17 protein-coding genes are annotated in these 16,658 nt (G+C 65.5%); 5 read left to right on the forward strand and 12 right to left on the reverse strand.

Annotated features, from left to right (window positions below):
- Positions 1-187: 187 nt before the first annotated feature.
- The 7 genes from RDV64_RS05800 to RDV64_RS05830 all read right to left on the reverse strand — a co-directional run bounded on the left by RDV64_RS05800 (position 188) and on the right by RDV64_RS05830 (position 8,414).
- Entirely contained in the window at positions 188-991 is an 804-nt protein-coding gene (locus RDV64_RS05800) for a hypothetical protein (protein WP_309198324.1), read from the reverse strand.
- A 653-nt stretch (positions 992-1,644) separates the two neighbouring features.
- Entirely contained in the window at positions 1,645-2,976 is a 1,332-nt protein-coding gene (locus tag RDV64_RS05805) for an amidohydrolase family protein (RefSeq protein WP_309198325.1), read from the reverse strand.
- 299 nt (positions 2,977-3,275) lie between these two features.
- A complete protein-coding gene (locus RDV64_RS05810) occupies positions 3,276-3,593 on the reverse strand; it encodes a hypothetical protein (RefSeq protein ID WP_309198326.1) in 318 nt (105 codons plus the stop codon).
- A 471-nt stretch (positions 3,594-4,064) separates the two neighbouring features.
- Positions 4,065-4,895, reverse strand: coding sequence for an N-acyl homoserine lactonase family protein (locus RDV64_RS05815; RefSeq protein ID WP_309198327.1), 831 nt, complete (start codon positions 4,893-4,895; stop codon positions 4,065-4,067).
- A 10-nt stretch (positions 4,896-4,905) separates the two neighbouring features.
- Positions 4,906-5,901, reverse strand: coding sequence for an ABC transporter permease (locus RDV64_RS05820; RefSeq protein ID WP_309198328.1), 996 nt, complete (start codon positions 5,899-5,901; stop codon positions 4,906-4,908).
- A gap of 7 nt (positions 5,902-5,908) precedes the next feature.
- On the reverse strand, positions 5,909-7,399 hold the full coding sequence (locus RDV64_RS05825; RefSeq protein WP_309198329.1) for a sugar ABC transporter ATP-binding protein: 1,491 nt from the start codon (positions 7,397-7,399) through the stop codon (positions 5,909-5,911).
- 73 nt (positions 7,400-7,472) lie between these two features.
- On the reverse strand, positions 7,473-8,414 hold the full coding sequence (locus RDV64_RS05830; RefSeq protein ID WP_309198330.1) for a sugar ABC transporter substrate-binding protein: 942 nt from the start codon (positions 8,412-8,414) through the stop codon (positions 7,473-7,475).
- Between the two features lie 189 nt (positions 8,415-8,603).
- Here RDV64_RS05830 and RDV64_RS05835 point away from each other — a divergent pair, with 189 nt between their 5' ends.
- From RDV64_RS05835 to RDV64_RS05845, 3 genes are all read left to right on the forward strand, one after another.
- Positions 8,604-9,641 (forward strand): LacI family DNA-binding transcriptional regulator, encoded by a 1,038-nt coding sequence (locus tag RDV64_RS05835; RefSeq protein WP_309198331.1) that lies wholly within the window; start codon positions 8,604-8,606, stop codon positions 9,639-9,641.
- A 163-nt stretch (positions 9,642-9,804) separates the two neighbouring features.
- Positions 9,805-10,167 (forward strand): DUF393 domain-containing protein, encoded by a 363-nt coding sequence (locus tag RDV64_RS05840; RefSeq protein WP_309198332.1) that lies wholly within the window; start codon positions 9,805-9,807, stop codon positions 10,165-10,167.
- Positions 10,164-10,664, forward strand: coding sequence for a DUF427 domain-containing protein (locus tag RDV64_RS05845; protein ID WP_309198333.1), 501 nt, complete (start codon positions 10,164-10,166; stop codon positions 10,662-10,664). The genes RDV64_RS05840 and RDV64_RS05845 overlap by 4 nt, the downstream gene beginning before the upstream one ends.
- A 6-nt stretch (positions 10,665-10,670) precedes the next feature.
- On the opposite strand, the gene RDV64_RS05850 is transcribed toward RDV64_RS05845, so the two are convergent.
- From RDV64_RS05850 to RDV64_RS05870, 5 genes are read right to left on the reverse strand one after another with little or no spacing between them, the layout of a single operon-like run.
- Complete coding sequence (locus RDV64_RS05850) at positions 10,671-11,561, reverse strand: PfkB family carbohydrate kinase (RefSeq protein WP_309198334.1); 891 nt, start codon at positions 11,559-11,561, stop codon at positions 10,671-10,673.
- Positions 11,562-11,566: 5 nt separating this feature from the next.
- Positions 11,567-12,613 (reverse strand): phosphotriesterase-related protein, encoded by a 1,047-nt coding sequence (locus RDV64_RS05855; protein WP_309198335.1) that lies wholly within the window; start codon positions 12,611-12,613, stop codon positions 11,567-11,569.
- Positions 12,610-13,623 (reverse strand): ABC transporter permease, encoded by a 1,014-nt coding sequence (locus RDV64_RS05860; RefSeq protein WP_309198336.1) that lies wholly within the window; start codon positions 13,621-13,623, stop codon positions 12,610-12,612. The genes RDV64_RS05855 and RDV64_RS05860 overlap by 4 nt, the downstream gene beginning before the upstream one ends.
- The gene (locus RDV64_RS05865; RefSeq protein WP_309198337.1) at positions 13,620-14,405 is read right to left on the reverse strand and encodes an ATP-binding cassette domain-containing protein; all 786 of its coding nucleotides are present in this window, start codon (positions 14,403-14,405) and stop codon (positions 13,620-13,622) included. Before RDV64_RS05865 ends, RDV64_RS05860 begins: the two co-directional genes overlap by 4 nt.
- Before the next feature lie 20 nt (positions 14,406-14,425).
- The gene (locus RDV64_RS05870; RefSeq protein ID WP_309198338.1) at positions 14,426-15,367 is read right to left on the reverse strand and encodes a substrate-binding domain-containing protein; all 942 of its coding nucleotides are present in this window, start codon (positions 15,365-15,367) and stop codon (positions 14,426-14,428) included.
- A 272-nt stretch (positions 15,368-15,639) separates the two neighbouring features.
- On the opposite strand from RDV64_RS05870, the gene RDV64_RS05875 reads away from it, so the two are divergent.
- Both RDV64_RS05875 and RDV64_RS05880 read left to right on the forward strand, forming a co-directional pair.
- A complete protein-coding gene (locus RDV64_RS05875; protein WP_309198339.1) occupies positions 15,640-15,780 on the forward strand; it encodes a hypothetical protein in 141 nt (46 codons plus the stop codon).
- A 9-nt stretch (positions 15,781-15,789) separates the two neighbouring features.
- Positions 15,790-16,554, forward strand: a complete 765-nt coding sequence (locus tag RDV64_RS05880) for a glutamine amidotransferase (protein WP_309198340.1) — start codon at positions 15,790-15,792, stop codon at positions 16,552-16,554.
- Positions 16,555-16,658: the final 104 nt, after the last annotated feature.

The following is a 16,658-nucleotide window of genomic DNA, read 5'->3' on the forward strand; positions in this document are numbered from 1 at the left end:
CTGACATTCATCATGCGCCCTTCCAAAGCGGCCGCAAGCCGGGCGCGGAATTGACGCCCACCGTCTCGCACGGGGCAGAATGACACCGCATCAAGGGCGGCCCGCTCAAGCTATGCCTGGGCCGACGCGTTCTGGCAGATGAAATCGAACTTTTCGAACTTGGCGGTCTTTTTCATGCTGCGCCGCTTCAGTCTGCGGCGAGGCACCGACCCTGCTCCACAACGTAGTCGAACGTGAAGCCGCCCGGAACGTCCACCGGTTCGGAGTAGGAGAGCGTGTAGCGGAAGGCCCCGCTGACCGAAGAGAAAATGAGCGACGAGGGGCCGTTCATGAAACTGACGTTTCCGCCGGTTTCGATGCGGTTCGCCCAGCTGAAGAGCGAGCCGAACCACGGCGTATCCCTGCCCTCGAAACTGGTCTGGAAAATTCGCGCACTGGTGTCACGGCAGAAATCCTGGATCTCGTCGCCGTCCGCCCCGGTGATGGCCATGCAGTTCATGAAATTATCGTCCGCATCGGCAGGCGCGATGGTGAGAGCAAATCGCGTCTCCGGCGGCGGGACGGCACCGCTCACCGGTGTGCCATCATCCTCGTGGCGGATGGCGACGGCGCGATCGGCGACACAGGCATAGGATCCGGCGCCGACGTCAGCCGGGATGACGAGATCGACGGTCTCGAGCGCAACCCGTTCCTGCTCGGCGGGATCGAGATCGTTGAGCACCTCCGCAGTGTCGATGACCTGTGCGAACGCATTCTCGATGCGGGTAATTCTGGCGCGCATCTCGCTGGCGTCGTCCACCGCGACGCCCTCCTGCGCAGCGCTCTGCGCTTCGGCAAACGCTTCGGTGGCGGCGCGCATGGCATCAGCGGCAGCCTCCACTTCGCCTGCGGGGACCGCCTCGGCCGCATCTGATTGCGCAATGGCGTGCGTCGCCGCGAGTGAGGCGGTCATGGCGGCGGATAGGACGCAGGCAATGCCGAGAATTTTCATAAAGGCGGCTCCATCGAACGGATCGCCAGAACGGTGCATCATTCGCCAGCATGCAAGCAACCGGGCTGATCAGTTTCGGCGACAATGCCCGCCCGCAGCGCCGGCCGGTGAAAAGAGGGTAATCGAGTCCTTGCGATCGTCGTTCACATGGGCCGCAGCAAATTCGCCATGCTAACGGAACGCTGATGCGCTCGCTCCGCCTCCTCCTGCGCGACCGCAGTACCGTCTTGCCGCTCATCGCGGTTCTCGTCCAGCTGGTCCTCCTGCAGGCTGGCGCGGTGGCGCTTGCGACCGGCGCGATGGCATCGATCATGCCGTCCGCAATCAGAACGTCTTGTCCCTCGATGAGATCGGGACCGACCCCGTCGAAAATCCGGGCGCCCTTGATCAGAGCGCCCGGATCGTCCTGTGCCGCTCCGGGGGGCCGCAAGGGCAACGATGGAAAAGCCCCCAGATGAGCGACATTTCTTGTCCTTCTGTTTTCAACTTTTGGCGAGGGCCGGTGCGCGTGAAGCCGTTGTCCGTCCCCTCAGTCTCCCTTCACCTCGAAGCGAAACTTGACCTTCATTCCCGGCCGAGGGCCACCACCGTCACAATCGCAAGTCTGATCCGGCTGGCACCGGCGCGCCTCCTCAGGCCGACAGCTGACATTGCTATTCGCCCGTTGTGTTCTTGAAGATCACCCCGTCTTTCATGATGAGATCGAACGTCCCGTGCGGATCGGCCACCAGATCGATGTCTTCCAGCGGATTGCCATCGACCAGAATCAGATCCGCATAGGCGCCTTCGGCGATCACGCCGAGTTTGCCCTCCTGGTAGGGGTTGCGAGGGCCAGCGAGCGCCAGAAGCTCAGCATTGATCGATGTTGCCATCTCCAGCACTTCGAACGGCGTGTACCAGCGCTGAAGCTTGGCGAGAAATGCGCCCTGCCGCTCCGCCAGTGCCGGGTCGAACAGGATGTCTGTGCCGAAGGCGACCTTGACGCCGACCTCCTTGGCCATCGTGTACGTCCGGTCTGTGCCGTTCGTGACCTCGATCCATTTGCGCTGGCTCTCGGGCTCGCTGAACGTGAAGCCGTCTTCGTCGTCCAGAAGCGGCTGAAGGGACAGCCAGACGTCGTTGTCCCGCATCAGCTCCATCGTCTCGCGGCTCATCAGAAAACCGTGTTCGATGGATTTCACGCCGGCCTCGACCGCGATCCGCGCGGCATCGTCGGTGAAGATGTGTGAGGCGACATAGGTGTTGTAGGTGTCGGCCACTTCGACGAAGGCTTCGATCTCCGCGCAGGTGTACTGACGCACGTCAAGCGGGTCGTAGGTCGAAGACACCCCGCCCCCGGTTGAAATCTTGAGCTGGCCTGCGCCCATCCGCATGATCTCGCGCGACCGCTTGATGACCTCCGGCACGCCATCGGCCTGCGCCATCAGCCCTACGGCGTACCAGTACCACAGGGGCTCCGCCGGATCGGTCGGCACCGCCTGATAGGGCCGGTAGTCGAAGTGACCGCCCGTCTGGGTCACTGGCGGACCCGATGGGAGGATCCGCGGCCCCGGAATTTCGCCGGCGTCGATCATCCGCTTGATGGCGAAGGAGTTGCCGCCGACGTCTCGCACGCTCGTGAAGCCGCGCATCAGCGTCCCTTCGGCCCCCTTGGCGCCACGGATCGCGACTTCCAGTATATCACCCGTCACGACGACGCTCTGCGGGTTGCAGCAATAAAGCGTATGCCAGTGCGCATCGATGAGGCCGGGGATCATCGTGCGGCCGGCCCCGTCGATCATTGTGGCGCCCTCGGCCTCGACCGGCTCGGTCGCGACAGCTGCGATGAGATTGCCTTCGATGAGGACGCTGGCATTCTCGATGAGGCTGTCGTTGACGCCGTCGAAAACGTTCACGTTCGTGGTCAGCGTGCGTGACGCCGGCTCCTGTGCGTTCGCCCCGCAAGCGGTGATGGTAATAAGTACCGAAAGAACGATCTTATTCATTTCAATACCAGCCTAGCGCTCGGCGCGAGGATTGCGGATTGCGGATTGCGTTCAGGATGAAATTCGGAACAGTTGGCGTCACCTTGAAGGTGATTGCGTCCTCAGCGCCGAACAGATTGTTTTGCTCAACGGATTAGTCGAACGATGCGGCAAGCTGGACGGGGGTTTGGCCGAGTTTCACGACCTTCCTCACCGTTTGATTGATGGGCCCGGTCCACTGCTCGGTCTCCCAGCCGTAGTTGGTCTTGCGATTTGTGCCAGCCGTCCAGCCTTTCCCGAGGAATTTCAGCGCAAACAGCTCAAGCGTGGAACGTGAGAAATCGGGACCCGGCTCTATGGCATTCCATTGATGCTGCGGAAAGGCTGCGACCAGAGCCGCCGCGTTCTGGAAGGCGAGGAGCGCTTCCGGCCCCCAGCCGCAGCTCCTTGGCGGAGATTGTCGTATAAGTGGGGACCGTGCCCTGCATGCCGGCAACCGCAATCAGCCCGCTGTCGAAAGACTGACCGTCCGCAATGTCAAAGCCGAGATCGCCCAGCGAGAATTTGCCGTTGCTCGGATCAAACGCCGATTGCTTCGGCACCAGGGTAAAACCAGGGCGGATGTAAAAATTGCACATTCCACCATCCACGAAATAGCTTATTTATCGGATTATATGCTTCTTCGCTGAAGAAAGCCACGATCTGGACGGATACAAAGGCAATGTTCGAGTAAAAGATTCTGCAGAACCACTATCATATCCCCAAAACAGGTCGATATGCGCCCAAGAAATACTATTTTTAATGGAAAAAACCGTTGATCAAGACTAAAAATTGCAAATCCGTTGCATTTACAAGATTCTTGCGCGACCAGCTGACGCAGGAGTGAAAGAGAGCTGCGCACCGCCTGTGCGGCTAGAGGCTGCGCTTCGACATCGATCATGCCCGTCACGGGGTCAGACCTTGCGCTAGCAACGCCAATCGCTCACGCCACGCCGAGCGATGCATCGACCCACCCAAAGGACAGTCGCCGCCAGACGAATCTTCAGCGGCCGGTCAGATCCGGCAGCGACGTCGTCACCCGCCGCCCCGACAGGGAGGCGCAAACGGCTTCAGACCTTCAGGATCGAGAAGCCGTCCACTTCGGCCACCGGCGTGAGGTGGGGCCAGCGGTCGCTGTCGTGCAGGATGATGAGGCGGGTGAGGTCGCCGCCGATCTTGTCGTTGATCCGGTCCATGGTGACCAGCTGGTCCCAGGTGCTGCCCGCCGCGTTGGCGAGCGGGGCGTAGACGCCACTGTCATGGTGACCGCACAGGTTGCGCTTGGAATAGACGCAGTCGCCCGCGACCACGATCTCGCCGCGATGGGTGTTCAGAACCACGAATTGCTGGCCCAGCGTGTGGCCGGGACCGAAGCGCAGGGAGAGGCCGGGAAAAAAATCATCCCGGTCGCCGTCGACGAGGTTGAGCCGGTGCTCGATGGAGGCGTCGTAGGCGCTGCGCATGTCGGCCGGGTTGATGATCTCGGTCAGGACGCCGAACTGGCGCGGCAGGGCAAGCATCTCCATCCAGGAGAGATATTCCCGCTTCTGGATGTGGAGCTGTGCGGTGGGGAACGCGGAGATCCCGCCCATGTGATCGAAGTGGGCGTGGGAGAGGACGATGTCGGTCACGTCGTCCGGCTTGACCCCCAGTTCGGCCAGCATCCGCACCGGCGAGACCCAGAACGGGATGCCGAACTTTTCGGCGAATTCGCCGCCGGGGCCGTCTTTCAGGAAGCCGGTGTCGATGAGGACGACACGGTCGCCGCTGCGGGCCAGCACGAAGGCGAAGGGGAGGTCGACCACGCCGCCGTCGTGGGCGCCGTGGACGATGCCGGCCACAAGCTGGTCCTTGGAGCGGGCATATTCGAGGACGTGGACGTCCCACACGGTGTCGGTCATCGCGGGTCCCCTAGCGTTCGGCGATGGAGCGGCCGAGGCTCGAAAGCCCCACGGCAACAATCAGAATGCCGCCCTGCAGCATGTACTGCGAGAACGTCGGCGCACCAAAGATGTTGAGCCCGTTGAAGCCGAACGCGATCACCAGCGCCCCGATGACGGTGCCCAAAATGTGGAACTCGCCGTCGCGCAGGGTGGCCGAGCCAAGGAAGACGGCGGCAAACGCAGTGAGGAGGTAGCCGTCGGCAGCGCTGGCGGTGCCGGAGCCGAGGCGGGAGGCCAGCAGGATGCCGGTGAGCGCCGCGCACATGCCGGAGATGACGAAGCCCAGGATCTTGATGCGGTCGACCGAGATGCCGGCAAGGCGCGCTGCGGCCGGATTGCCGCCCACCGCCTGGATCTCCTGCCCGATGGAGGTCCGCTCCACCACAACCCAAAGCACGATGACGACCACCGCCATGATGATGATGTTGTTGGGAATGCCCCAGAGCCAGCGCCCGAGCGAGATTTCGAGGAAGGCCTCCGGCACGCCTGACACGATCGGCACGCCGGACGAGTAGGCGAACGCAAGGCCCGTGAGGATGGTGCCGACGCCGAGCGTCGCGATGACGGAGTTGACCTTGAGCTTGGTGACGACCAGCCCGTTGACGAGGCCGATGAATGCCCCCGCCGCCAGCACGATGACGATCGCGACCGGGATCGGCAGCCCGCTCGCGACAATGAGCCCGGTGACCAGAATGCCGTGGAGGCTTGCCGCAAAGCCGATGGACAGATCGAGCTCGCCGACAATCACCGCCATGGTCAGCCCGCTGGCGATGATGATCGCGAGCGACGCCTGGTTGAGGACGTTGGTGAAGTTGAGGAGCGTCGGGAATGCGCGGGGCGACAGGATCGAGAATGCCGCGATCATCGCGATCAGCCCGAGGATGGTCGCGTAGCGGGCGAAAAAGGCGAGGCCCGCTTTCTGGCGGGGCGACAGCCTGCGGCGGGAAACGGATAGGTCGGTCATGAAGGCCTCAGGTGGCTGACGCGTAGCTGGCGCTGATGATGGCGTTGCGGGTCATCTCTTCCCCGGAAAGTTCCTGCACGATGCGGCCCTCGACCATCACGAGCACACGGTCGCAAAGGTCGGGGAGTTCGTCCGGTTCGGAAGAGATGACGATGACGGCCATGCCATCGGCGGCGATGGCGCGGATCAGGCGGTGGATTTCGCCTCTGGCGCCGACATCGACGCCGCGGGTGGGTTCGTCGAGGATCAGCACCTCGGGGCGGCGCAGGAGCCAGCGGCCGATGACCACCTTCTGCTGGTTGCCGCCCGAGAGGCGTCCGACGTGGGTTTCGATGTCCGGCGTCTTCACCGCGAGGCTGCGGACGATCTCCTCGGTCTGCGAGCGCCGCTTGCCATAGTCGATCAGCGGCACGGGACTCCTCACGATATTCGCAAGGTTGGCGAGCTGCATGTTGAACGCGACGCTTTTGGTGAGGATCAGCCCTTCGGAGCGCCGCTCCTCCGGCACGAACCCGAGGCCCGCACGCACAGCCTGGGTGGGGCTTGCCGGCGCATAAGGCTCGCCGCGCAGGGTCATGACGCCTTCGTGCGGCCGGTCGACGCCGTAGATGAGGCGCGCCAGCTCGCTCCGGCCGGCGCCGACCAGGCCGCCGATGCCCAGCACCTCGCCATCGTGGAGCCTGAGGTCGACACCCTTCACCATCGGTGCGCGCGCAAGGCCGCGGACGTCCAGCGCCACGGTGGCGCGCTCATGGTTGACGCGCGCTTCGGCCGGCATCGTCGGGGCGCTGCCGCCGACAATGGCGTCCATCAGCGCTTCGCGGGTGAGGTCGTCGCCGGAGAGTGCCGCGACCGATTCGCCGTCGCGAAAGGCGGTGACGGTGTGGCAAAGGCGCAGGATCTCGTCGAGCCGGTGGGAGACGTAGAGGACCGCGACGCCGGAGCGCGACAGGTCCTCGACGATTTCCAGAAGGCGCTCCGCCTCGCGCGCGGAGAGGGAGGCCGTCGGCTCGTCCATCACCAGAAGGCGGCACTTCTTCACCAGCGCGCGGCAGATGTTGACGAGCCACGCCTCGGCCGTGGACAGCGTGCGTGCCTTGGCGCGGAGCGGCACCTTGAGGCCTACCCGTTCGGCAACCGGCGCGACGTCGCGCTCGATGGCGCGCCAGTCGATCACGCCCAGCCGCGAGGGCTTGGGGATGCCGAGCATGATGTTCTCGATCACGCTCATCTCGGGAATGAAGGCGAGTTCCTGGTGGATGAAGCTCATCCCCAGCGCGCTCGCGTCGTGCGGCGTGTCGATGGAAACCGCCTTGCCATCCACACTGATCCGCCCGGCATCGGCCGCGGTGAGACCGGCCAGAATCTTGATGAGGGTGGACTTGCCGGCCCCGTTGGCACCGACGAGGCCATGGACCTCGCCCGCCCGCACCCCGAGCGAAACGCCCTTCAGGGCCTGGACGCCGCCATAAGCCTTGGCGACCCCCTCCGCGACCAAGAAAAGGCGCCGTTCCCCGGCGCCCCTTCCCTCATTCGTGGCGGCCGCAGCCGCTGCGTCTCGCTGCATCGGATCAGTTCCCGTAGGCGTCCGGATGCTCTTTCAGGAACGCGTCGATATTGTCCTGCGTCACCAGCACCGCCGGAACTTCGGCCGCCTTGGGCTCCCAGGAATCGCCCGCTGCGATGATCTCGTCGAGGCGTTTCACCATGTCGCTGCCCTCGGCGTAGCTGTCTTCCCAGGCGGTTGCGGTCATGTGGCCGCGCTTGATGTTCTCCAGCGCCTGCGCGTTGCCGTTGACGCCGTAGACCATCACGTCGGTCCGGCCCTGCTGGCGCAGCGATCCGATGGCGCCGATGGCGGGGTCGTCCCAGCAGCCCCAGATGGCGAGCTTCTCATCGCCCGGAGGGTGGGAGGCGAGCCATGCGTTCGCGTACTGCGCACCGTCCTCGAAGTAGCCCGGAATGCGGACCTCGTTCTTGGTGACGGTGATGTCCGGGTGGTTTTCGAGCTGTTCGTCGAGCAGCGTTTCGCGGTCGCGGCAGACTTCGCCGGTGCGGTAGGTGAGCGCCAGAATGCTGCCGGTCCCGCCGAGGTCTGCCAGCATCTTTTCGATCACCGGCGCTGCAATGGGTGCACCGGAGCCGTTGGTGGAGGCGACCGTGCTGCCAAGCCCGCCGCCCCAGGTGACGACCGGGATGCCCGCATCCGCAGCCGCGCGAAGGCCGGCGCCGATGGACGAATAAGGGAACACCATGTCGATCACCGCATCGGCGCCGCGGCCGACGAAGTTCTGGATCGCGGAGTTGGCCTGGTCTGCGCTGCCGGCCGCATCCACCACGGACACGGTCCAGCCGAGCTCCTTGGCGGCGGCTTCGGCGCCGGAGATGTAGCGCATGTTGTTGGCCTCGGTCGCCGCGATGGAGACGATGCCGAGGAGCTTTTCGCCATCCTGCGCGTGTGCGCCGGTGGCGGCAACGGTCGCGGCAATGGCCGCAACGGCGATGATTCTCATGGGGTTGTCCCCTCCCTTGATTATTCGAGCGGCTGGCGAACGCCAGCAAACCGTTTCGGCCAATTTGCGCGTTTCTGCGATTAAAGCAAGATCGCGGTTGCTAAAATATATGGTCCTGACGCAGTAATGGTGTGCTTATGAAGGAGCGTCGGCACAAATAGCTGGCGAACCGTTTCGTTGGAGGGGCCGGTGGCCAGCATCAAGGACGTCGCCAAGGCGGCGGAGGTATCGGTGGCGACCGTTTCGGCGGTGCTGAATGATACCGCCTATGTGAGCCCGACCCTCAGGGCGCGTGTGCTGGCGGCCATCGACAAGCTCGACTACGCCCCCTCCAGCGCAGCCCGTAATCTGAAACGTGGCCGCAGCCAGCTGATCGCGCTCGTGGTGGCGGACCTGCAGAACCCGTTCTTTGCCCGCGTCGTCTGCGCCGCAGAGGCGGCGGTCGCGGCGTGGGGCTACAACCTCGTCGTCTTCAATTCGGATGAGAAGCCGGACAACGAGCGCCGCGTGCTGGCCCGCATCCGCTCGCTCTCATGCGATGGCGTGATCTTCTCCCCCATCGGCGCGCCGGAGCGCTACGCGAACCTCAACCGGGATGTTGGCGGCGCGCCGGTTGTCCTGTTCGGCCGCGCCATCCACGGCCAGCCGTTCGACCTTGTAACGCTCGACAATGCCGCCGCCGCCCGCCGCGTCACCAACTATCTCCTCGACCTTGGCCACACCCGGATCGGCTCGATGACCGGCCCGCTCTACCTCTCCACCGCAGCAGGCCGCCTTCAGGGCATGGTCGACGCCATGGCCGAGCGCGGGCTGAAGCCGGACCCGTCGCACATCCGCAGCGGCGAGTTTCGCGAAGAGGTCGCCTATTCCGCCGCGCTCGACATGCTGCGGCAGAAGGATCGCCCCAGCGCGATCTACGCCGCCAACGGGTTGATGGCGCTCGGTGCCATGCGCGCGCTCGACGACCTGTCGATGACCTGCCCGCGCGACATCTCCATCGCGTCGACCGACAGCCTCCCCGGCGTCACGGGGCTGCGCCCGCGCCTTACCCGCACGGAGCATCCAATGGGCGAGATGATCGACCAGGCGCTGCGTTTTCTGATGGAGCGGATCGACGCCAAGGCCCCGATCGAGGCGCGCCGCGTGGTCTATTCGCCCGAACTCATCCTCGGCGACAGTTGCACGGCCTGCACTGCCACAAGCGGCGCGGTGCCAAGCCCGGCCTGATTCTTCTGCCCTGTGGCTCCCGGCGCCATCGCGACATCCGACAGACCGTGCCACAACCTGCCGGACGCATCTTGGCCGGCACCGGCACCGCTGGTTGTCCCAGCCGGTTGGCGTGCGCAAGTGTCGCTGCGCCTGCCCCGCTCGGTGCGCTATTTCGAGTGGCATGACGAAGCTGACGGTGTGGTTCGATGGCGGTTGCCCGCTTTGCCGGCGGGAAATTGCTCTGATGCGGCGGCTCGACCGTCGCGGCGCGATTGCGATGGTCGACGTGTCGGATCAGGGCGCGGCCTGTCCGGTGGACCGGGCGGCGTTGCTGGCCCGCTTTCACGCCGAGGAGGACGGCCGGCTGCTGTCAGGCGCCGCGGCATTTGCAGCCATGTGGCGGGCAATTCCGCTCCTGCGGCCACTGGGGCTTGCGGCCCGCAACCCGGCAGTCTTGCGCGCTCTCGAATGGGTTTATCTCCGGTTTCTGGGCATCAGGCCGCGCTTGCAGGGCGCCGTGCGCCGGTGGGAGGTTTTGCGATGATCCGGCACCCCGATCCCGCAACGCCTGGCCCCGGACAGGAATCGGTATGGGACTACCCCCGGCCACCGCGGCTGGAGCCTGTCACCGAGCGCGTTGTCGTGCGCTTCGCCGGTGAGACCATTGCCGATACCGCCCACGCCTTCCGCGTGTTGGAGACGAGCCACCCGCCGGTCTACTACCTCCCGCGCGATGACATCCGGATAGCGTTCGTCATCGCCGAGCCGGGGCAATCCTTCTGCGAGTTCAAGGGCGTCGCGTCCTATATCGGGCTCGACGTGAACGGCCGCCACTCCGAACGCGCGGGCTGGTTCTACACCGACCCCACGGCAAATTTCCGGGCAATTGCGGGCCACATTGCGTTCTACGCCTCCCGTGTCGACGAGGCGTGGGTGGGCGAGGAAGCCGTCCTGCCGCAGACAGGCGATTTTTACGGCGGCTGGATCACGTCGCGCATCGCCGGGCCTTTCAAAGGCGCGCCGGGCACGCGGGGGTGGTAGCGGCGGTCACTTGACGGTGAGCGCGGCAATCTCCGCCGCGGTCGGGATCGACGCGGCGGTGCCGGGGCGGGTCACACACAGGCGCGCTGCGGCGGTGGCGATCCGCGCTGCGTCTTCGAGGGAACGCCCGGCATGGAGCGCGCCGACCACCACGCCGCAGAACACATCGCCCGCGCCGCTGGTGTCGACCGCCGCAACCGGCGCCACCGGCACCATTACCGGCGCCCTGTCCGCCGCCGCCAGCACGGCCGCACCGCCGGACCCGAGGGTGACGATGGCAGCCCCTGCCCCGCGCTCGCACAGGCCCGGCAGCATTGCGGCGGGGTCGGTTGCGCCCGTCAGCGCCTCGCCTTCGCCGCGGTTGACGATGGCAAGGTCCACGTTCAACCGCGCAGCGCCCGCATTCACCGGGCTCGGGTTCCACACCGTTTTGAGGCCTCGCGCGCGCGCAGCTGCCATTGCGGCCTCTGTCACCGCCGGCGCGAGGTTGTTTTGCATCAGAAGAAAGTCGCCCGGCTCGGCCACCATCAGCAAGGCGGCCATCGCGGGACGGAACGCGCGCGCCGCCGCCACGGCGGACACAATGGCATTCTCCCCGCCCGCCTCCACCAGGATGACCGAGCGGTCGGTCGCAGCGTCCACGGCGGTCAGGCGATCGGCGGAAAGCCCGGCGCCCTCCAGCAGGCTTCGAATGGTGGCGGCTTCGGCGTCTTCGCCCACAGCGGCCCAGAGGTGGACGGACGCGCCGGTGCGGGCGGTGGCAATCGCCTGGAGCGCGCCCTTGCCGCCAAGGTCGAACGACAGGGCATCGGCGTTGGCGGTCTCACCCGCACGCGGCAGGTGCGGCAGGGCAAAGCGCCAGTCGATACAGATGTTGCCGACGACGTGGACCGCCATGCCGCTCAGCCGCCGAACACCCGGCGCGGATTGTCCGTCAGCATCGCGTCGATCACCGCCTTGTCCACGCCGTGGCGCATCAGGCGCGGCACGAAGTGGCGCAGGATATAGCCGTAGCCGAAGCCGCCATAACGGCTCAGCATCATCTTGAGGAAGATATCCTGCGACAGGAGCACCCGGTCCGCATGGCCGGCGTCCACCAGCGTTCGGATGGCGCGTGCATTCTCCTCGTCTGACGGGGACTGGGCGTCCTGGTCGGCATAATAATAATCCATGCCGATCATGTCGTATTCGAGGTAGGCGCCGCGATCGGCAAGGCTGGTCTGGTAAGCGAGGTCGCTGTGGCTGGGGTTCATGTGGCACAGGACCAGATGGCGCAGGTCCACCCCCTCCCCTTCGGCAACGTCCAGCACCTGATGGGCCAGCCGCTCCCAGCCCGGCAGGTGCACCATCAAAGGCACGCCGGTGCGCGCAGACGCCCGCGCCGCCGCCGTCAGCGACTTGCGCTCGGCCGGCGTGAAATCCTTGGACACGCCGATTTCGCCGATCAGCCCTGCCGTGACCTCGGGCGCCTCGGGGCCGCCGCCGCAATCGGCAACGATAAGATCGGCAAGCGCCTCCACGTCCATTGCCGCGAACCATTCGGGGTGGCTGAATTCCAGATAAAAACCGCTGCCCATCACGATCTTCAGGCCCGTCGCTTCGGAAATGCGGCGAAGCGCCGGGCCGTTGCGGCCGATGCCGATGTTGGTCGGGTCCACCACGGTGCGGCCGCCCAGATCGCGGAACTGGCCAAGTTCGGCGACCGCGTCGTCCTCGCTGCGCAGCGAGACGTTGTCGCGGTTCATGTACGGGTTCATCCGCAATTCGCCGTAGATTTCGAGGCTGACGGGGCTGTCGGTCAGCGCCGGGTCGAGGCCGGGGGTGGGGCGCCATGCGCGGTCCCCGTCGAGGAGGATGTGCTCGTGCATCAGGGTGACGCCGAGGGCGTCCACCGGGACGGGGCCGGTCACGGTCATCACCGTGCCGGAGTGGACGCCGATGTCGGTCATGTCTTGCTCCCGGCGGTGCGGAACAGGCGGAAATTAAGCCAGATCGCGATGAGGATGATGCACCCGGTGACGATCGGGGTCAGGAACGGGGACATGTGGAGGAGGATGAGCCCGTTGGCGATCACCGACACCGTGAGCGCGCCCAGCACCGTGCCGAGGATCGACCCGCGTCCGCCGAAGAGAGACGTGCCGCCGAGCACCACGGCGGCAATCACCTCAAGCTCGAAGCCCTGCCCCGCGTTGGACGAGCCGGAGCCGAGCCGGCCGGCGAGGATGATGCCGGCCAGCGCCGCCGCAGCGCCGGAGATGGCGTAGACCGAAAGCCGCATCCGCGCGACATTGACGCCGGCCCGCCGCACCGCTTCCGCGTTGGCGCCGATGCCGGTGACGTAGCGCCCGAACCGCGTCCCGCCATAGATGAGAAACGCGACGATCAGGCAGCCAAGCGCGATCCACGCGGGCACCGGCACGCCCAGCGCCCAGCCGCGCCCCAGAAACACGAACGCCGTATCCGGCGAAATGGGGATCGAGTAGCCGCCTGTAATCAGCAGCGCGAGGCCGCGGAAGATCGAGAGACCCGCAAGCGTGACGATGAACGCCGGAATACCCTCGTAGGCGATGAGAAACCCCTGCGCCGCGCCGATGAGGGCGCCGAGCGCAAGCATCGCGACAATCGTGACCGGCCAGGGGATGTCCGCCTGCAGCATGGCGGCCGACAGCGCGCACACGAGCGCGAGCACGGAGCCGACCGAAAGGTCGATCCCGCCGGTGGTGATGACGAACGTCATCGCAGCGGCGACAATCAGGAGCGGCGCTGCCTGCCTAAGCACGTTGAGCGCGTTGGCGGACGACAGGAACACATCCGTCGACAGGCTGAAGATGATGACGATGGCGACGAAGAACACCGCAATGGAGGCCGTGCCGCCCGCTTCGCGCAGACGGTCCGCCAGCCGCACCTTGCGCACACGCGGGGCGCTGCCTGCGCTGTGAAGGGCGTCGTTGTCGCTCATGCTGCGGGGCTCTTGTCGTGGCGGGCGGAGCGGGCATCGAACTTCCGGCCGACGATGAGGTTGACCACCTCCTCGATGTCGGTGTCTGCAATGCGCCGCTCTGCGACGTTGCGGCCCTCGTACATCACCTGGATGCGGTCGCACACCAGGAAGAGGTCCTGCAGCCGGTGGGTGATGAGGATGACGCTGACGCCCCGCGCCGACACGGTGCGGATGAGGTCGAGCACCGCCTCCACCTCGGCAACGGCAAGCGCTGCCGTCGGCTCGTCCATGATGAGGACCTTGGGGTCGAACGAGACGGCGCGCGCGATGGCGACCGACTGGCGCTGCCCGCCGGACAGGTTCTCCACCTTCTGCCGCGTATCGGGGATGACGATGCCGAGCGCATCGAGCATCGCCTTGGCCTCGGCGTGCATGGCGCGCTTGGCGAGGAAGGGAAAGGCGGCAACGCGCCGTTGCAGCTCGCGGCCGAGGAAGATGTTGCCGGCAACGTCGATCGTGTCGCACAGCGAGAGGTCCTGGTAGACCATCTCCACCTGCGCCGCCCGCGCATCCATCGGCGAGGCGAACCGGACGGGCGCCCCATCGATCTCGACGGTGCCCCTGTCCGGCACTTCTGCGCCGGACAGGATCTTGGAGAGGGTCGACTTGCCGGCCCCGTTGTCGCCGACGAGGCCGAGCACCTCGCCGGGCGCGACCCGGAGCGACACGTCGTCGAGCGACAGGATCGGGCCGTAGCGCTTGGCGATGCCGCTCATGCGCACGCGGTCGGGGCTCGTCATCGCCGGTTGTGCCTTGCTGGTTACTGGAACATGCCGCGGAAGTCGTCGACATTGTCCTTGGTGACGATGGTGACCGGGATGTTGATGATCGGCTCCACCGAACCGCCCCCCGAAAGGGTCATGAGTGCCTCGACGGCGGCCTTGCCCTCTGCAGCCGGGTCCTGCTGGACGACGGCAACCACCCAGCCTTCGTCGATCCCCTTCACCGCCTGCTCGGTCAGGTCCCAGCCGAACACCTTGATGTCGTCCTGGCGGCCCTGGCTTTCCACGGCGGAGACGGCGCCGATCAGCGCGGGCTCGCCGGTGGCGTAGAGCGTCTTCATGGTGGGGTTGGCGGTCATCAGGTTTTCCGCGGCGCCCAGCGCAACGTCCTGAATGTTGCGGCCGTCGACGGTGTCGAGGAACGTCACCTCGGCGTCGCCGGCTTTTGCAGCAGCCTTGAAACCGTCGAGCCGCTGGTTCTGGATGAAGGAGTTGAGCGCGCCGACAACGCCGACGGTTGCCTCGCCGTCCATCTCGGAGGCCACATAGTCAGCGTAGAACTTGCCGATCTCCTCGCCGGCTGCGGTGTTGTCGACGCCGATGAAGGAGACGTTGTCGCCGTCCGGGATCTGCGCGTCGATCGCGACGACGGGAATGCCGGCCTCCTTCGCCTCGGTGATGGCTGGTTTCACGCCGTTCACGTCGATGGCGACGAGGATGATGCCGTCCACCTTCTGGGTGATGTAGTTTTCGATTGCCGTGTTCTGCGCGGAGGGAACATTGTTGGCGTCAAAAATTACGAGATCGGCACCGGCAGCGTCGGCCGCTGCCTGCGCGCCATCGTTGATCTGGTTGAAGAACAACGCCTGCTGATTGATCGTCACCAGAGCGAATGTTTCAGCATGGGCGGATGCGGCGCCGAGCCCCATCGCCAGAGAAACCGCGGCAGCGTGATAGGCAAGACGTCTGGAAGGAAGCATGTTCGAACCCTCTATACTTGCATGAATGGGTCATATTAGAGAAGCGATTGCACACAGTCTGATCCGAGCAGGAAATTTCTGTCAACGGCCATAAATTTGAAAAGGTTATCCGATTTCGACGCTGACCGAATATTGCACAGGACAACGGCCAGCCACTTCCGCAGAGCGGCTGGGCGCGGGGCCTGGTTCGCCGGGGCATTTGCTGCGCAAACGTGCTTTGCGGATCAAATAAAGCGCTTTACTAAACCGGGTTACAAGCCACCATAATATCGATGGATCAGATCTTGAAGCGCTCCACGGCGGGGGATGTGGCGAAGGCGGCGGCCTCGCATTATTACCACTGGCCGCTGCCGACTGCCGCACGGCTCTCGGTGGAGCGTATTCGCCGCAACTACGTCGCATTTCGCAACTGAAGGCCCGTCATGGCACAAAAGTCCGTCCTCCTCGTCGGCGAGAGCTGGGTCAGCTCCTCCACCCACTACAAGGGCTTCGACCAGTTTGGCTCCGTCTCCTTCCATCTGGGCGCAGAGCCGCTGGTGGCTGCGCTGAAGGGCACGGCGTTCGACCTCACCTACATGCCCGCGCACGAGGCCGCGAACGACCTGCCGTTCGACCGCGAAGGTCTGGCGAAGTTCGACGCCATCATCATTTCGGACATTGGGGCCAACACCATTCTCCTGCCGCCGGCGGTGTTCCTCGAAAGCCGGACCATGCCCAACCGGCTGAAGCTGATCCGCGACTGGACGGCCGATGGCGGCGGGCTGATGATGATTGGCGGCTACCTCTCCTTCCAGGGGATCGACGGGCGCGCCCGGTGGCGCCGCACCCCGGTGGAGGAGGCCCTCCCCGTCACCTGCCTGCCGTGGGACGACCGGATCGAGATTCCCGAGGGCGTGACACCAGACCTCCTCGCCGAGCACCCCGTGCTGGAAGGCCTTTCCGGCGCGTGGCCGCCGCTCCTCGGCATCAACGAGGTGGAGCCGAAGGACGGGGCGACGGTCCTTGCACGGCTGCCGCAATCGGAAGGCGGACATCCGCTTCTGGTCCTCGGCGAGCACGGCAAGGGCCGCTCCGCCGCGTGGACGTCCGACATCGGGCCACACTGGCTGTCCAAGGAATTCTGCGACTGGGAGGGCTACAAGACGCTGTGGGTGAACCTCCTCACCTGGCTCACCGAGGAGCGCTGACGCCTCTGCGGCAACGTCAGCCAGGTGCCGGGACGCACGCGCACCAGCGTTGGTGCGCCGGTGTCCTCGCCGCCGTTGATCCGGTCGCCTCCATCCAGCGATGG

The organism is Acuticoccus sp. MNP-M23, assembly GCF_031195445.1.
Classification (GTDB): Bacteria; Pseudomonadota; Alphaproteobacteria; order Rhizobiales; family Amorphaceae; genus Acuticoccus.

What these genes read in the sequence shown, in the direction of transcription:
- RDV64_RS05800 (WP_309198324.1), bottom strand. Translation starts at nt 991, where the DNA reads ATGAAAATTCTCGGCATTGCCTGCGTCCTATCCGCCGCCATGACCGCC.
- RDV64_RS05805 (WP_309198325.1), bottom strand. Translation starts at nt 2,976, where the DNA reads ATGAATAAGATCGTTCTTTCGGTACTTATTACCATCACCGCTTGCGGG.
- RDV64_RS05810 (WP_309198326.1), bottom strand. Translation starts at nt 3,593, where the DNA reads ATGTGCAATTTTTACATCCGCCCTGGTTTTACCCTGGTGCCGAAGCAA.
- RDV64_RS05815 (WP_309198327.1), bottom strand. Translation starts at nt 4,895, where the DNA reads ATGACCGACACCGTGTGGGACGTCCACGTCCTCGAATATGCCCGCTCC.
- RDV64_RS05820 (WP_309198328.1), bottom strand. Translation starts at nt 5,901, where the DNA reads ATGACCGACCTATCCGTTTCCCGCCGCAGGCTGTCGCCCCGCCAGAAA.
- RDV64_RS05830 (WP_309198330.1), bottom strand. Translation starts at nt 8,414, where the DNA reads ATGAGAATCATCGCCGTTGCGGCCATTGCCGCGACCGTTGCCGCCACC.
- RDV64_RS05840 (WP_309198332.1), top strand. Translation starts at nt 9,805, where the DNA reads ATGACGAAGCTGACGGTGTGGTTCGATGGCGGTTGCCCGCTTTGCCGG.
- RDV64_RS05845 (WP_309198333.1), top strand. Translation starts at nt 10,164, where the DNA reads ATGATCCGGCACCCCGATCCCGCAACGCCTGGCCCCGGACAGGAATCG.
- RDV64_RS05850 (WP_309198334.1), bottom strand. Translation starts at nt 11,561, where the DNA reads ATGGCGGTCCACGTCGTCGGCAACATCTGTATCGACTGGCGCTTTGCC.
- RDV64_RS05855 (WP_309198335.1), bottom strand. Translation starts at nt 12,613, where the DNA reads ATGACCGACATCGGCGTCCACTCCGGCACGGTGATGACCGTGACCGGC.
- RDV64_RS05860 (WP_309198336.1), bottom strand. Translation starts at nt 13,623, where the DNA reads ATGAGCGACAACGACGCCCTTCACAGCGCAGGCAGCGCCCCGCGTGTG.
- RDV64_RS05865 (WP_309198337.1), bottom strand. Translation starts at nt 14,405, where the DNA reads ATGACGAGCCCCGACCGCGTGCGCATGAGCGGCATCGCCAAGCGCTAC.
- RDV64_RS05870 (WP_309198338.1), bottom strand. Translation starts at nt 15,367, where the DNA reads ATGCTTCCTTCCAGACGTCTTGCCTATCACGCTGCCGCGGTTTCTCTG.
- RDV64_RS05875 (WP_309198339.1), top strand. Translation starts at nt 15,640, where the DNA reads ATGGATCAGATCTTGAAGCGCTCCACGGCGGGGGATGTGGCGAAGGCG.
- RDV64_RS05880 (WP_309198340.1), top strand. Translation starts at nt 15,790, where the DNA reads ATGGCACAAAAGTCCGTCCTCCTCGTCGGCGAGAGCTGGGTCAGCTCC.